The 14,989-nt window shown below is 30.9% G+C and carries 16 protein-coding genes; 11 read left to right on the top strand and 5 right to left on the bottom strand.

Features of this window, described 5'->3' with window-relative positions:
• Nucleotides 1-52 precede the first annotated feature (52 nt).
• Both mnmA and BM072_RS12265 read left to right on the top strand, forming a co-directional pair.
• Nucleotides 53-1,246, top strand: coding sequence for a tRNA 2-thiouridine(34) synthase MnmA (gene mnmA / locus BM072_RS12270; protein WP_092908970.1), 1,194 nt, complete (start codon nt 53-55; stop codon nt 1,244-1,246).
• Nucleotides 1,247-1,329: 83 nt separating this feature from the next.
• A complete protein-coding gene (locus tag BM072_RS12265; protein WP_092908969.1) occupies nt 1,330-1,815 on the top strand; it encodes a GNAT family N-acetyltransferase in 486 nt (161 codons plus the stop codon).
• Nucleotides 1,816-1,818: 3 nt separating this feature from the next.
• On the opposite strand, the gene BM072_RS12260 is transcribed toward BM072_RS12265, so the two are convergent.
• The gene (locus BM072_RS12260) at nt 1,819-2,541 is read right to left on the bottom strand and encodes a YqjF family protein (protein WP_092908968.1); all 723 of its coding nucleotides are present in this window, start codon (nt 2,539-2,541) and stop codon (nt 1,819-1,821) included.
• 90 nt (nt 2,542-2,631) lie between these two features.
• On the opposite strand from BM072_RS12260, the gene BM072_RS12255 reads away from it, so the two are divergent.
• Nucleotides 2,632-3,666: an alpha/beta hydrolase gene (locus BM072_RS12255; RefSeq protein WP_092908967.1), complete on the top strand. Its 1,035-nt coding sequence runs from the start codon at nt 2,632-2,634 to the stop codon at nt 3,664-3,666.
• Between the two features lie 5 nt (nt 3,667-3,671).
• Here BM072_RS12255 and BM072_RS12250 read toward each other — a convergent pair whose 3' ends face one another.
• Nucleotides 3,672-4,163, bottom strand: a complete 492-nt coding sequence (locus BM072_RS12250; protein ID WP_092908966.1) for a metallophosphoesterase family protein — start codon at nt 4,161-4,163, stop codon at nt 3,672-3,674.
• A 34-nt stretch (nt 4,164-4,197) separates the two neighbouring features.
• On the opposite strand from BM072_RS12250, the gene truA reads away from it, so the two are divergent.
• From truA to BM072_RS12230, 4 genes are all read left to right on the top strand, one after another.
• Nucleotides 4,198-4,953, top strand: coding sequence for a tRNA pseudouridine(38-40) synthase TruA (truA, locus tag BM072_RS12245; RefSeq protein ID WP_092908965.1), 756 nt, complete (start codon nt 4,198-4,200; stop codon nt 4,951-4,953).
• Complete coding sequence (locus BM072_RS12240) at nt 4,940-6,700, top strand: ABC transporter ATP-binding protein (protein WP_245752166.1); 1,761 nt, start codon at nt 4,940-4,942, stop codon at nt 6,698-6,700. Before truA ends, BM072_RS12240 begins: the two co-directional genes overlap by 14 nt.
• Nucleotides 6,701-6,777: 77 nt before the next feature.
• Nucleotides 6,778-7,194 (top strand): hypothetical protein, encoded by a 417-nt coding sequence (locus tag BM072_RS12235; protein ID WP_092908963.1) that lies wholly within the window; start codon nt 6,778-6,780, stop codon nt 7,192-7,194.
• A 132-nt stretch (nt 7,195-7,326) separates the two neighbouring features.
• Nucleotides 7,327-8,277, top strand: a complete 951-nt coding sequence (locus tag BM072_RS12230) for a LysR substrate-binding domain-containing protein (RefSeq protein WP_092908962.1) — start codon at nt 7,327-7,329, stop codon at nt 8,275-8,277.
• A 61-nt stretch (nt 8,278-8,338) separates the two neighbouring features.
• Here BM072_RS12230 and BM072_RS12225 read toward each other — a convergent pair whose 3' ends face one another.
• The gene (locus tag BM072_RS12225; protein WP_092908961.1) at nt 8,339-9,457 is read right to left on the bottom strand and encodes a calcium:cation antiporter; all 1,119 of its coding nucleotides are present in this window, start codon (nt 9,455-9,457) and stop codon (nt 8,339-8,341) included.
• Nucleotides 9,458-9,623: 166 nt separating this feature from the next.
• On the opposite strand from BM072_RS12225, the gene BM072_RS12220 reads away from it, so the two are divergent.
• Nucleotides 9,624-9,941 (top strand): DUF3817 domain-containing protein, encoded by a 318-nt coding sequence (locus BM072_RS12220; protein WP_092908960.1) that lies wholly within the window; start codon nt 9,624-9,626, stop codon nt 9,939-9,941.
• Nucleotides 9,942-9,977: 36 nt separating this feature from the next.
• Here BM072_RS12220 and BM072_RS12215 read toward each other — a convergent pair whose 3' ends face one another.
• Both BM072_RS12215 and BM072_RS12210 read right to left on the bottom strand, forming a co-directional pair.
• Nucleotides 9,978-10,280 carry a hypothetical protein gene (locus tag BM072_RS12215; RefSeq protein WP_092908959.1) on the bottom strand — a complete coding sequence of 101 codons (303 nt, stop codon included), beginning with the start codon at nt 10,278-10,280 and terminating at the stop codon, nt 9,978-9,980.
• 19 nt (nt 10,281-10,299) lie between these two features.
• Complete coding sequence (locus BM072_RS12210; protein WP_092908958.1) at nt 10,300-10,719, bottom strand: transposase; 420 nt, start codon at nt 10,717-10,719, stop codon at nt 10,300-10,302.
• 161 nt (nt 10,720-10,880) lie between these two features.
• Here BM072_RS12210 and fabV point away from each other — a divergent pair, with 161 nt between their 5' ends.
• From fabV to BM072_RS12195, 3 genes are all read left to right on the top strand, one after another.
• Complete coding sequence (gene fabV, locus BM072_RS12205; protein WP_092908957.1) at nt 10,881-12,080, top strand: enoyl-ACP reductase FabV; 1,200 nt, start codon at nt 10,881-10,883, stop codon at nt 12,078-12,080.
• A 310-nt stretch (nt 12,081-12,390) separates the two neighbouring features.
• Nucleotides 12,391-13,830 carry an amino acid permease gene (locus BM072_RS12200; protein WP_092908956.1) on the top strand — a complete coding sequence of 480 codons (1,440 nt, stop codon included), beginning with the start codon at nt 12,391-12,393 and terminating at the stop codon, nt 13,828-13,830.
• A 134-nt stretch (nt 13,831-13,964) separates the two neighbouring features.
• Nucleotides 13,965-14,987: a hypothetical protein gene (locus BM072_RS12195; protein ID WP_092908955.1), complete on the top strand. Its 1,023-nt coding sequence runs from the start codon at nt 13,965-13,967 to the stop codon at nt 14,985-14,987.
• Nucleotides 14,988-14,989 lie beyond the last annotated feature (2 nt).

Here is a 14,989-nt window from a genome sequence, read left to right as displayed (position 1 = left end):
CAATCCATGATCGGATATTATTTCATAACTTTGTAGACTGAAATTTTTTAAGATGAAAAGAGTTGTCGTAGGACTTTCTGGAGGAGTAGATTCAAGTGTTACAGCCTATTTGCTAAAAGAACAAGGATATGATGTTATCGGTTTATTTATGCGTAATTGGAACGATGCATCTGTAACTTTAGAAGACGAATGTCCATGGATAGAAGATAGCGCTGACGCTTTGTTGGTAGCAAAAAAATTAGAGATACCTTTTCAAGTAATCGATATGTCTGATTCGTACAAAGAACGTATTGTTGATTATATGTTTAATGAGTACGAGCAGGGTAGAACGCCAAATCCTGATGTATTATGTAACCGAGAAATAAAGTTTGATTTGTTTTTAAAAACAGCTTTAGATTTGGGTGCAGATTATGTTGCAACGGGACATTATGCGCGTAAAACATCTACAATTGATGAAAACGGAAAAGAAGTTTTTCAATTATTAAAAGGAACGGATAACAATAAAGATCAATCTTATTTCTTGTGTCAATTGTCGCAAGAACAATTAAGCAAAGCGTTATTTCCGATTGGAGATATCGAAAAGCCTGAAGTGCGTAAAATTGCTTTAGAACAAGATTTGGTTACCGCAAATAAAAAAGATTCGCAAGGATTATGTTTTATTGGTAAAGTAAGTTTGCCAGAATTTTTACAGCAACAATTAAAACCAAAAGAAGGTATAATTGTAGAAGTAGCAAAAGATTGGAAAGGTTATCAACGTGAAGTTCCAATATTTAATAATAAATACGAAGCATTAGATTTCGAAGCAAAAGGTTTTTCTTATACAAAAACAGATGGCGAAGTTGTTGGTCAACATCAAGGTGCGCATTATTTTACACGTGGTCAACGCAAAGGATTGGGTGTAGGAGGTAAGGTAGAACCTTTGTTTATCATTGATACAGATGTTGTCGAAAATATAATTTATGCTGGTCAAGGAGCTGATCATTCAGGTTTATTGAAAAAAGCATTGTTTATAAAAGAAGAAGAAATTCATTGGGTTCGCGAAGATTTAACGTTGAAAGAAGACGAAACAATGGAAGTTTTGGCGCGTATTCGTTACCGTCAACCTTTGCAAAAAGCAATTTTACATAAAGCTAAATCGGGTATGTATGTAGAGTTCGAAAATCAACAAAGTGCAATTACAGAAGGTCAATTTTGTGCATGGTATGTTAACGACGAATTATTAGGTTCTGGCGTTATTAATGGCTAAACAATTTGATAAAATAATACAAACGCTCTAGAGAAATCTTGAGCGTTTTTTTATTATCTTTAATTCTCAAAATAGGAGAGATAATGAGCCAAATTCAATTAAAATTCTACGAACCAACGCATCACGACGAATTGGTAAATTATACATTGCCCAAATATCAAATTAATTTTACAGCTTTACCAGCGCAAACTTTTGAACGTTTAAAAGCGCGAACAGATAATAATGCAAAACCAATTACAATTTTATTAGACGATAAACCAATCGGTTTTTTTGTGTTAGATTATGGCGAAGATAAATATGATTTAACACCAAATGAAAACTCATTATTGCTTCGTTCTTTGTCTATAAATCCCGCTTTTCAAGGGAATAGTTATGGAAAAATAGCAATGAATTTGGTAGATGATTTTGTGAAAATATATTATCCAACAATAGACGAATTGGTGTTGGCGGTTAATTTTAAAAATACGTCAGCTTATCAGTTGTATATAAAAGTTGGTTATACAGATGACGGTTCGCAGCGCGAATGGAACAATGGAATGCAACATTTATTACGCAAAAAATTGAAGTAAATTTTACAATTTTACTTTTTCCCAAGCCACAACTTGCACACCTTCAGAATAATGCATTAAATCTGGTTTTGAGTGTAAATTAATCTCATCAAGGTGATAATTAATGGTTAAATCTGTACAATTCAGCTCATTTATTTTCCAAGGTAAATGTTGAATTTCATAACGAAATAATTCGTCATTTTTATCTAAATACAGACAATAGCGTTCGGTTAAAAAGAGATCCAAAACCGTTTTGTTTTTCACATGATTTCCGATGTTGTAAGTTGCATCTAAAATAAAATCTCGTTTTGGATGATTCGCTTTATATGAATTTTTAGTTCTCTTAATAGTCGATTTTTCGTAAGGTAAATCCGAAAGAGATTTTGCTAAAATTGCCGAGAATAATTTCTCAGCTTCTATCGTTAAAAAGTAAACGCCAGGTTTATTGTATTTTGTAACATAAGTTCTCAAATTGATTTCGCCGAAGTTAGAAATTGGCGGAAAAGCAGGAAGAAATCGAGGTCGAATATTTTCCATTTTAAAAGCAACCAAAGAAATCCACGCATTATTTTCTAAAATATCAAGCTCTAAATTTGCAGGAATAAACGGTTTTAAAAATGCTGGATTTATTTTGTAATGAAAAAACAAAGCATTGTTCCATTCTTGGTAATACATCCAATTATTTGTCGGATAAGACCAACTTCGATGTTTTTTTTCGGCTAAAATCTCTTTAATCGTATATTTCACTTAAAACCTTGTTAAACTTATGGTTGAAGATACAAAACTTGTTGTACAATAGCTAAAATTGTAGTTAATTCGCATACCAATTTTTATCATATGAAAAATCTGTTTTATATTTTTATGATTAGCTTGTTGACTTCGTGTGCGGCAGTTCATAATGTACCAACTTCTCAAGTTCCAAATAATTTTATTCAGCCCAATACAACAAGTTCTTTTGTTGATCAAAACGGAAATTTTTATCCAGATAATTGGTTAAAAAAATTTGGAAATCCTCCTAAAAATGCAAATAGAACAGAATATTCTTTAATGAAAATTGCGGCCGAAGATAATTTTGAAAATGAATTAATTCGCTACGAAGATTTACGTTTAAAAGCAGTTGAAAATCGTATAAAGAACAAAAAACGTGTCATTATTTTTGTTCACGGAATTGATAATGATTATTTATTTAGCCTAAAAAACTACAACAAAGCGCGCGAATACATGAATTTAAATGATTCTCGTGATGAGGTTATGAATTTTTATTGGGATGGTTTAGTTAACGAAAGTCTTTTTGGAGCTGCAAAAGTTTGGGTTGGTGCAACTACAAATAGCCAAATGGCAGGTGTTTTTGCATTAAGAAGAATTCTGAATGTGATACATGATAAAGATGTTTATTTGATTTCGCATAGTCGTGGTGCATCGGTTGTTTTAAGTGCGTTGGTTAATCCTTCGTTAAAAAGTAGCGAGATAAAACGTGCACAAGATGTACATCATGTAGATTTTACAAATGCCGAAGCTCTAAAGGAAAATAACAATAGAATTTACAGTATTATGTTGGCGCCTGCTATTGGAAAAATAGATTTTACGCAGGATAATGACTCGTTAAAAGTTTTTACACCACAGCTAAAACGCATGCATATCACAATAAATAATTCGGATTATGTTTTAGGAAAAGGTAAAATAGGATTTTTATCAAAAAACTTTACTGCGACAGATTTTGGTTATAAAGATGATTTGTACAAGGAATTAAAAAATACTTACAATTTTTTAGAAGAAACAGATTTTACAGGTCAAGATTCTCACGAATTTCGTCGTTATATTACCAATCCAAAATTTGTTTCAATTTTGAAAGAATTTAAGCTAAATAAATAATTTATTTATTTAGCAAATTCAATTACTTCTAAGTTTTCAATTTTACCAGCATTCAATTCAAAACGTAACATTGTTCTCACTTTCTGAAAACCATGTTTCCCAACTGCGCCTGGATTCATGTGGATTAAACCCACTTTTTTATCGGGCATAACTTTTAGAATATGCGAATGTCCGCAGATAAATAATTTTGGAGGATTCGTATAAATTTCATTTCGAATTGCGGGATTATATTTGCCTGGATAACCGCCAATGTGCGTTATCCAAACATCAACACCTTCTAAAATAAAACGATTATTAAGCGGAAATTCACCTCGCACTTTATGATCGTCAATATTACCATAAACAGCACGCAGCGGTTTTATAGCAGCTAATTTATCTGTAACCGAAATATCGCCAATATCACCAGCGTGCCAAATTTCGTCCGCTTGCTGTGCATATTCTAAAATTCTATCATCGATATACGAATGCGTGTCCGAAAGTAAAAGTATTTTCTTCAAAAGGTTGTATTTTTGCTGTTCAAATTTACAACAATTGCGATATTTTTTAGAATTAGCTTATAACGGAAAAAATTATTTTGGTTATCAAATTCAACCAAATCAAATTTCGGTACAAGAAGTAATAGAAGATCGATTATCAAAAATCTTACGAAAAAAGATTTCGATTGTCGGCGCAGGTAGAACAGACGCAGGTGTGCATGCCAAAAAAATGTACATTCATTTTGATTATGAAGAAGAATTGAATGTTGATTTAATTAAAAGATTAAATTCTTTTTTGCCAAAAGATATTGCAGCTTATCGTTTATTTTTGATGGACGATGAAGCGCACGCTCGCTTTGATGCAACATCTCGCTCATACAATTATTTTCTTTCGCCTATAAAAGATCCATTTTCTTTTGATAGCGCTTGGAGTTTTAATCGTTTGTTGGATGTAGAAAAAATGAATAATGCGGCAAAATTGTTAATTAAGAAAGGAGATTTCGGAAGTTTTGCTAAATTACATACCGATGTAAAAACTAATATTTGTGATGTAACAGCCGCTTTTTGGCGAAAAAATGAAAACGGACAATTGGTTTTTGAAATAACTGCCGATCGTTTTCTAAGAAATATGGTTCGTGCAATTGTTGGTACATTAGTAGATATAGGTTTAGGGAAAATTTCTATCGAAGAGTTTTCAGAAATTATTGAACAAAAACAACGTAGTTCAGCCGGCGCTTCGGCACCAGCACACGGATTATATTTGGTTGATGTTCAATATCCAAAAGAATTATTTAAAAATGAGTTCAACTAACGAAAATTCATCGTTTGATATTAATGGATTAAAACGCGTTTTACAAATTGGCGCTCAGAGTAAATATTTATTCTGGTCGGTTGTTTTTATTGCAGTTTTTAGTGCTTGTTTTGCGGTTTATCGTCCGTATTTAACAGGAAATATTATCGATGATTATATTCAAACAAAAGATTTACCAGGATTAAAATATCAAATCATAAAATTAGCTTTAGTCTTAATTTTTGAAGGTATTTTGTCTTTTTTTATGGTTTATTTGGCAAATGTTGTCGCACAGCGAGTTATTCGTTTGTTGCGCGTTCGTTTGTACAATCATCTCATCAAATTTAAACTTGGTTATTTTGATAAAACGCCAAATGGTGTTTTGGTTACGCGTTCGGTTTCGGATATAGAAACTATTGCGGAAGTTTTCAATGATGGAATTCTAGTGATGTTAGGCGATGTTTTAAAAATCGTTTTCATTGTTTTTGTAATGTATTGGATGAATTGGGTTTTGGCAACAGTTGTTATAATTATTCTTCCATTAATGATGATTATTACACGTTTATTTCAAAAAGCGCTGAAAAATGTTTACCAAGAAGAACGTACAATTGTTGCAAAGTTGAACACTTTTATACAAGAGCGTTTAACTGGAATGAATATTATACAAGTATTTAACCGACAAAAAACGGAGTATAATAAATTTGTTACAATTAATAATGATCTTAAAAATAACTATTTAAAAACTGTTTTTTACTTTTCGTTATTATTTCCCGTGGTAGATATTATTTCTGCTTTAGCAACCGGAAGTTTAATTTGGTTTGGAGGTTTGCGAACAGCTGTATATGGTGATGTTTCGGTTGGAGATTTGATTGCTTTTACACAATATGTAACATTATTAACGGCGCCGATGCGTGCAATTGCAGAGCGTTTTAATACCATACAACGTGGTTTGGTTGGAGCAGATCGTGTGTTTAAGATTTTAGATGATGATCAAACTTTGCCAGATAATGGGAAAATAAAGTTGGATAAAGTTGTTGGTAAAATTGATTTTGAAGACGTTAAATTTTCTTACGTTCCAAATAATTTAGTCCTAAAAGGAATTTCATTTTCTACAAAACCAGGCGAAAAAGTAGCAATTGTTGGTGCTACTGGTGCAGGAAAATCTACAATTATTAATCTTTTAAGTCGTTTTTACGATATAGATTCTGGTGTTATAAAAATTGATGATGTCAATATTTATGACATGGATTTGAAAAATTTACGCGAGCATGTTGCGGTGGTTTTACAAGATGTTTTCTTGTTTAATACCACCATTTTTGATAACATCGTTTTAGGAAACAAAGATATTTCGTTAGAAGAAGTTCAGAATGCAGCTAAAATTATTGGTATAGATCATTTTATTTCATCTTTACCAAAAGGTTATTATAGCGAAGTTAGCGAACGTGGAGCGACGCTTTCGGTTGGACAACGTCAATTAATTTCGTTTTTACGAGCGTATATCTATAATCCAGAAATTTTAGTGTTAGATGAAGCTACTTCGTCTATTGATACAGAATCCGAAGAATTGATACAAAAAGCAACCGATAAGTTGACACAAGGACGAACTTCTATAATTATTGCGCATCGTTTGGCGACAATTCAGAATGCAGATAAAATTATTGTAATGGATGATGGAATGATTGTTGAACATGGTACACACAACGAATTGTTGGCGAAACATGGATATTACGCAAATTTATATGAAGTGCAATTCTCGAAAGAAAATTAAAAAAATAATATAAATTAATCAATAGATTTGTTTAACTTGAACTATCAAAAAATATTAACTATAAAACTTTAATTAAAATGAAAAAATTATTTTTAGCCGCTGCAGTATTAGGTGTAGTATCATTATCTTCTTGTAAATCTGAAAAAGAAAAAGTTGCAGATAAAGTAGAAAATACACAAGAAAATGTAGCAAATACAGTAGAAGAGCAGGTTGAAGCTGGTAAAGAAACAATGAATAAAGTTGCTGAAGTAGCAAAAGATTTACCTTCTTTTTCTGATCCTAAAGTGACAGCATTCGTTGCTAAATATAACACTTGGGCTGCTGATATGAAACTTGCAGCAACTGCAGGTGATGCAAATAAGTTAGCTGAGTTAACAAAACAATCTGTAGATTTTGGTAAAGAATTACAAGGTTATACACAATCTTTAACTCCAGAAGATGCTAAAAAATTACAAGATTGGACAGCAGAAATTCAAAAAAATTTAAATAAATAATTATAATTTATTTACAGAAGCTCGGATTTATCCGGGCTTTTTTTATGCAATAAGATATGATTAATAATATAGATTGATCGTATTATATTATGTACCTTTATCACAAAATTTTATAGTTATCAATAGTAATATATGACATTAGTACAATTACAATATGTGTTGGCAGTTGCTGAGCATAAGAACTTTACAGTTGCTGCTGATAAATCATTTGTCACTCAACCTACGTTGAGTATGCAAATTCAGAAATTAGAAAAAGAGTTAAATATTGATATTTTCGATAGAACTTCTCATCCTATCAAAATTACACAAATAGGAGAAAAAATTGTAGGTCAAGCAAAAACAATTTTGATGGAAGCTAACCGAATGAAACATCTTGTTAACGAAGAAAAAGGTTTGTTAGAAGGTGATTTTGTTATTGGTGTAATTCCAACTGTTTTACCATCATTGGTTCCATTATTTTATAAAACTTTTCAAAAAAATAATCCAAAATCAAATCTTATTATTAGAGAATTGCAAACGGATAAAATAATAAAAGGAATAAAAGATGGATCTTTAGATTTTGGAATTGTTGTTTCGCCATTATATGAGGATCAAATTTTAGAAAGACCTTTGTATTACGAACCTTTGGTTGCCTATGTGCCACCAGGACACCGTTTGGCAAGTCATAATAAAATTTTAGAATCTGATTTGGATACAGCTGATTTGTTAATTTTACAAGAAGGACATTGTTTCCGTAACAATGTTTTGGCATTATGCGATGCATCTAAAATGAAACAACGCCCAATTAAATTAGAATCAGGAAGCTTTGAAGCTTTGGTAAAATTATGTAATGATGGTTACGGAATGACATTATTGCCAGCTTTAGTTGCAGATGATTTACCAGAAGACTTGAAGAAAAATGTAAAGAATTTTGAATCGCCTGTACCAACGCGCGAAGTGTCTTTAATCTTTCATCAATCTCAATTAAGAGATTCTTTTGAGAAAGAATTAATGAATACAATTCAAAGTATTTTAAGAGGGAAAATCTTCTTAGAGAAAGATCAGAAATTAGATTCTAACATGGTTTCATTACCAAAAAAGTAGAATCAAAATAGATATAAAAAAAGCGACTTAAATAATTTAAGTCGCTTTTTTTATGGTGTATCTAAGGTACAATTGTCGTAAATAAATAGGTTGCAAATAGCGTAAGTAAAACGATACCTTGCTGAATATTTGTTCGCCCGGAACTTAGTGATAAGTAAACGGTGAATAACGATAAAACCAACAAAACAGATGATTTTGCATCGATACCTAAAGTAACTTCTAATCCTGTAAAGTAACAAACGATGGCAACTGCCGGAATTGTTAATCCAATTGATGCTAAAGCAGATCCTAAGGCAAGATTTAAACTTGTTTGCAAACGATTTTTGCGTGCGGCTTTGTAAGCTGCTAAACCTTCGGGTAATAAAATTACGGTTGCAATTATAATTCCGACCAATGATTTTGGAGCGCCTAAATCCATCACAAATCCTTCTATTGTTGGTGATAATTTTTTAGAAAGTAAAACGACTGCAACTAAAGCAATAATCAATAAAACTAAACTTGATATTGTTGTTAATAAGTTGGGCGGATCTACAATAAGTTCAGAAATTTGGTCACCGTCTTTGTTTTGAGGTAAAAAATAATTTCGGTGTCTAATGGTTTGAACAGAGATAAAACCTCCATATAAAATTAATGAAATTATCGCGACAAATATTAACTGACTTGATGAATAAACTCCTCCAGATTCTGAAGTTGTGTAATTTGGTAAAACCAAGGTTAATATAGAAATAGCGATAAGAGAAATTAAAGCTGTAGAAACACCTTGTTTGATGAAATTTTGTTCTCGAAATCGTACTCCACCAACTAATAAACAGACACCAATTATACCTGTCAAAATAATCATGATGGCAGCGAATACAGTATCTCTAGCCAAAACAGAAGGTCGGCCAGGTTCTTCGGACATCATTAATGATACAATCAACGAAACTTCTATAACCGTAATAGCTAAGGCTAAAATAATTGTTCCGAATGGTTCGCCAACTTTATGGGCAACAACTTCGGCATGATGTACTGCTGCTAAAACTGCTGCAATTAATGTGATACCTAAAAATCCAGAAAACCATAGGTTTTCTTTAAATCCGTCGGCTATTCCTAGCGCGAAAATGGCAAGAAAAGGACAGATGATTGTCCAGTAAGGGAGTGCTAAATTTAATTTTTTTGAAAGAAAATTGTTAACATGCATTGATGATTTGGTTTTTGATTTTTACAAAAATAATAAATTTAATTGATAATTATGTTAACTAATTATCATAAATACTAATAATGTTAGCGATTTTTATTATAAATAAACTTAAAAATTGCTAATTCTTATCATACATATAAATTTAATAAAAAACTAAATTTGTAGCATGATAAATATTTCTGACGAAAAGTTAAAAAAATGGTTTAGTGTAGCTTGTATCTGGGAAACGATAAGTTGTGCTTTGTTATTTTTGGTTGCAATGCCAATAAAATATCAATTTGATTATGTGTTACCAATGCCTTTTGCAGGATGTTTTCATGGTTTTTGGTTTACAGTTTACTTGCTTTTACTTTTTAGAGTTAAGAAAATTTATAAATGGGATGATGAAGATTTTATATTTTACATGATTTACGCATTTATTCCGTTTGCAACTTTGTTGGTGCATAAAGCGATAGAAGAGGATAAAACGAAAGAAAATAAATAATAAAAAAGGCTTAGTTTGTAACTAAGCCTTTTTTATTTATCCGTAAATTTTTTTCCATTTTGCAACCGTGTTTCGGCTAATTCTAAATTTTTCAGAAACTTGTATGTTGGTAAAATTATTTAATTTCTGCACATTCAGAATTTCTAAAATAGAATTTAAATCGTACGATTTGTGTTTCTGATTTTCTGTTGTATCATTTACATTTAAAATTTCCGAAATTTTGATGACATTTAAAGCGGTCATTTCTTTTTTTAATAATTTTTCAGTTTGCTTTTGTTTATCAGGATAATTTCGGTTAATAATGTCTTGATAGATTTTTTGGTAGTTAGGTTTTTCCATTTTTAGGTGTGTTAGGTAGTTAAGTAATGTATTTTTTTATCCAATTATGGATAGTATTTTTAGGTATATTGTATTCATCAGAAATTTCTTGAATTTTTTTATTCTCTTTTGTATATAAATCCAACACATAATCGATGATCTCTTTTGTGTAGACATTTTTTCTGTAATTAGGCAAAGAAGTACTTTTAGGAGAAAGTGTTGAGTCTACTTTTCCTACTGGCGCATAAAGTATAATATGCTGCGTGTAAATTCTAAAAAAGTCATATTCTAAAAGTTTTGACCATTTTAGTAAATCATCCGTTTGGATTGATGAACTCGCATATTGATTCAGTATGTCTTTTTCTGAATAAATTTTGAAAAAAGATATAATCCGTTTTATATCTATATTCAGTTCTTCGACTCTCTTTTTTATCAGAGAACCAATGTGAATTTCTTTCATAGGTGGTTAGGTTTGAGAGTGAAATTAATTCATTTAATGTAAATTTAATCAATATTTATTCTATTTCAAAGAAATATTTTTGAAAAGAAATATGAAGCAAGCCAGAAGTTTAGTTTTAATTAGAAAATTATTTATAATTTTATGCGATTAAATAAAGAAAAATGATTATTCAACCAAGAACAAGAGGGTTTATTTGTATAACGACTCATCCTGAGGGAACTGCAAAAAATGTTCACAATCAAATTGAGTACATAAAATCTAAAAATATAACAGGAGAAGGTCCTAAGAAAGTTTTAGTAATTGGTGCATCGACAGGTTTCGGTCTTTCGTCACGTATTTCTGCGGCTTTTGGATACAACGCTGCAACTGTTGGAGTTTTCTTCGAAAAACCAGCTGCGCCTAACAAACCAGGAACTGCAGGTTGGTATAACACAGCCGCTTTTGAGAAAGAAGCACAAGAAGCTGGGTTATATGCAAAGAGTATTAATGGTGATGCTTTTTCTGACGAAATCAAAAAACAAACAATCGAGTTAATCAAAAAAGACTTAGGTCAAGTAGATTTAGTTGTTTATAGTTTGGCTTCGCCTCGTCGTACTCATCCAAAAACAGGTGTTGTTTATACATCGGTACTTAAGCCTATTGGAGAGCCTTTTACAAATAAAACAGTAGATTTTCATACAGCAAATGTTACAGATATAACAATCAATCCAATCGAATCTCAAGAAGAAATTGATAACACAATTGCAGTAATGGGTGGTGAAGATTGGAAATTTTGGATGGAAGATTTAAAAGAAGCGGGTGTTTTAGCAGAAGGTGTTAAAACGGTTGCTTATTCGTATATCGGACCAGAATTAACACACCGTATTTACAAAGATGGTGCAATTGGTATGGCTAAAATAGATTTAGAGAATACTGTTCCAGTTATCAATAATCTATTAGCAGATTTAAATGGAGTTAGTTATGTTTCGGTAAACAAAGCATTGGTAACGCAGTCTAGCTCTGCAATTCCGGTTGTTCCTTTATATGTTTCGTTATTGTATAAAGTAATGAAAGCAAAAGGAATTCACGAAGGTACGATAGAGCAAATGCAACGTTTATTTACAGATCGTTTATACACAGCTGATGGTAATGTGCCTTTAGATGAAAATGGACGTATTAGAATTGACGATTTAGAAATGCGCGAAGATGTACAAAAAGAAGTGGATGATTTATGGAAAATCGTAACGACAGAAAACATCAACGAAATTTCTGATATCGAAGGTTACCGTAACGAGTTTTTCCAATTATTTGGATTTAACTACGATAACATCGATTACGAAGCTGATACAAACGAATTGGTAACTGTACCAAGTATTTCATAGATTTTTATAAAATCATATAAATTTTAAAACCTCGATTTTTGTCGAGGTTTTTTTGTTTTACATTTTTAATAAGTTGAATAAAATTGTTTTAATAAAGACAACTTAATCAACTTATTTATTGCGTTTATACAATGTGTTTTTTATTTATTCAATAATAATTTTTTCTATTAACAATGATGAAATAGAAGATTCGTAAAGATTTCGGTTTTAATTAAAAAGATATTTAAAATTACACGTTTTTATTTTTTTAATTACATCCAAAAACTTCAAAAGATTATACTTTCAGATATATTTTAATACATACACTTTTATGTCGATTTGGAAGGTTAAGCCATTAGCAAAATTGATGAAAGAATCCGAAGAAACCGAAGGCGGTTTAAAAAGATCTTTGTCATCAGGCGCGTTAGTTGCTTTAGGAATTGGAGCAATTATTGGCGCAGGATTATTTTCATTAACAGGAATTGCTGCAGCAGATCATGCAGGTAATGCGGTAACTTTATCATTTATATTAGCGGCTGTTGGTTGTGCTTTTGCAGGATTATGTTACGCCGAATTTGCATCAATGATACCTGTCGCAGGTAGCGCTTATACCTATTCGTACGCAACAATGGGCGAATTTATTGCTTGGATTATTGGTTGGGATTTGGTGCTAGAATATGCTTTGGCAGCAGCAACCGTAAGTGTAAGTTGGTCGGCATATTTAGATAAATTATTGCAACAATTTAATATTTTTCTGCCTACAGAATTATTACATGCGCCTGCAGATGGCGGTATTGTAAATTTACCCGCAATATTTATTGTTTGCTTATTATCATTAGTTTTAATTAGAGGAACCAAAGAATCAGCCGCAGTTAACAATATTTTAGTTATTCTAAAAGTAAGTGTTGTTATTGTGTTTATCATCATTGGTTGGCAACATATTACGCCAGAAAATCATGTACCATTTATTCCAAAATATATTCCCGAACATACAGATCTTGTAACAGGAGAAAAAATTGCAGAATTTGGAGGAATGTCTGGTATAGCTGCAGGTGCGGCATTGGTCTTTTTTGCATTTGTAGGTTTTGATGCCGTATCAACAGCAGCACAAGAAGCTAAAAATCCACAAAAAGGAATGCCAATTGGTATATTAGGTTCGCTTGTGGTTTGTACCATATTATATGTGCTTTTTTCTTTTGTAATGACGGGTTTAGTGCCTTATTCTATTTTCAAGAATGATGCTTCGCCAGCTGCAACTGCATTTAAAGTCACAGGTTATGATTTTCTACAAACCGGATTGATTATGGCAATTATAGCGGGTTATACATCCGTAATATTAGTCATGTTATTAGGACAAAGTCGTGTTTTTTATACAATGAGCAAAGATGGTTTGTTGCCTTCGTTTTTTTCTGATGTACACAAAAAATTCTTCACACCTTGGAAAACCAATCTGTTTTTTCTTGTTTTTGTAAGCATTTTTGCAGGATTTGTTCCCATCAAAGATTTAGGTCACATGGTAAGCATCGGAACCTTATTTGCTTTTACATTAGTTTGTATTGGAATTATTGTGATGCGTAAAAAAATGCCAAATGCCGAACGTAAATTTAAAGTTCCATTTGTTCCACTTGTTCCAATTTTAGGAGTTATTGTATGTGTTTATTTAATGACATCACTTACAATGGAAAGTTGGTATCGATTAATTATTTGGCTAATAATAGGAGTTTGCATTTACTTTTTCTACGGAAAAAAACATAGTAAAGTTGATGATTGAGAAATCATAATTTTGAGTTTTGAAAATCCTTTGTCTTTGGCAAAGGATTTTTTTTAACTAAAGTTTATAATTTGCTTAAGAACAATAATGTAGGTGATTTTATATATTTAACCATATATAGTATTGTATAAAATATGAATAAACTAATTTACTTCTTTACACTTTTGGTATTTACTGTAAATGCACAAATTATTAATTTAAATATTTCGGATTTCGAAACAAATTTTTCGCTTGATGATGCGGATATTTATTTCAAGAATTCTACAAAAAGCTTTGTTTCAGATAATGAAGGAAAAGCTACGATTGATTTAGAAAATGTGAATTCTACAGATGAATTAATTGTTGCTAAAAAAGATTATCAAAATGCGGTTATTAAAGTTTCTGATTTAAAATCTAATCTCAATATAAAGCTTGAAAAAGTAACTGAAATTGAGTTAAAGGAAGCTTTTGTAACAAACTTAAAAGCTGAAGATATTCTACAAAAAGTAATTGATAATTATGATAAAAACTTCAATACAGAAGAGCATTTTTATAAAGTAAATTTTAAATTAGATGAAATTGTTGATTCAACTAAAAGAGATTTTATTGATCTTGATTTACAGCTAAGGTTCAAAAAAAATAATTTAAAAATACATTCAAATAATACTGTAAATCATAGGATTGTTAATGAACCAAATTATGGTTACTCTATCACTCTAAAGCCGCTTTTAGGAGATATAAGTTTGAAAAATATGATAATTAATTATTTGAAAAATAATAGTTATTATTCTTCTTCAAACGTAAATTTAACAAAGTATGGAAATGAATTGATGTACGAATTTTATTTATTTAATAATGTTTATCATAGGTTTTTAATTGCAAAAGATTCCTATGCTGTAGTTGAATTTATAATTGATGGTGAAAATTTGGAATTTAATAAGGAAAAACAAACAGTAAATTTTGTAAATACTTATTACAAGTATAGACCTTATCAGGGAAAGTATATTTTGAAAGAATTAATGCGAACTTGGAGTACAGATTATAAAGAAAATGATAAAAGTGACCATAATGTTAATGTAAAAATAAATCTCGAAGTAAAAGATTTTAGTCCTCAACCTTTCCCAAAATACAATAAATCCGTAAACGAAAAAATGGATATTCGCAGAAGTTTTAACTAATT

It is taken from the genome of Algoriella xinjiangensis (assembly GCF_900115015.1).
GTDB classification, from domain to species: domain Bacteria; phylum Bacteroidota; class Bacteroidia; order Flavobacteriales; family Weeksellaceae; genus Empedobacter; species Empedobacter xinjiangensis.
This window is presented reverse-complemented; position numbering and strand designations above follow the sequence as displayed.

Coding starts and splice junctions, on each gene's coding strand:
- mnmA (WP_092908970.1), top strand. CDS start 53: ATGAAAAGAGTTGTCGTAGGACTTTCTGGAGGAGTAGATTCAAGTGTT.
- BM072_RS12265 (WP_092908969.1), top strand. CDS start 1,330: ATGAGCCAAATTCAATTAAAATTCTACGAACCAACGCATCACGACGAA.
- BM072_RS12255 (WP_092908967.1), top strand. CDS start 2,632: ATGAAAAATCTGTTTTATATTTTTATGATTAGCTTGTTGACTTCGTGT.
- BM072_RS12240 (WP_245752166.1), top strand. CDS start 4,940: ATGAGTTCAACTAACGAAAATTCATCGTTTGATATTAATGGATTAAAA.
- BM072_RS12235 (WP_092908963.1), top strand. CDS start 6,778: ATGAAAAAATTATTTTTAGCCGCTGCAGTATTAGGTGTAGTATCATTA.
- BM072_RS12230 (WP_092908962.1), top strand. CDS start 7,327: ATGACATTAGTACAATTACAATATGTGTTGGCAGTTGCTGAGCATAAG.
- BM072_RS12225 (WP_092908961.1), bottom strand. CDS start 9,457: ATGCATGTTAACAATTTTCTTTCAAAAAAATTAAATTTAGCACTCCCT.
- BM072_RS12220 (WP_092908960.1), top strand. CDS start 9,624: ATGATAAATATTTCTGACGAAAAGTTAAAAAAATGGTTTAGTGTAGCT.
- BM072_RS12215 (WP_092908959.1), bottom strand. CDS start 10,280: ATGGAAAAACCTAACTACCAAAAAATCTATCAAGACATTATTAACCGA.
- BM072_RS12210 (WP_092908958.1), bottom strand. CDS start 10,719: ATGAAAGAAATTCACATTGGTTCTCTGATAAAAAAGAGAGTCGAAGAA.
- fabV (WP_092908957.1), top strand. CDS start 10,881: ATGATTATTCAACCAAGAACAAGAGGGTTTATTTGTATAACGACTCAT.
- BM072_RS12200 (WP_092908956.1), top strand. CDS start 12,391: ATGTCGATTTGGAAGGTTAAGCCATTAGCAAAATTGATGAAAGAATCC.
- BM072_RS12195 (WP_092908955.1), top strand. CDS start 13,965: ATGAATAAACTAATTTACTTCTTTACACTTTTGGTATTTACTGTAAAT.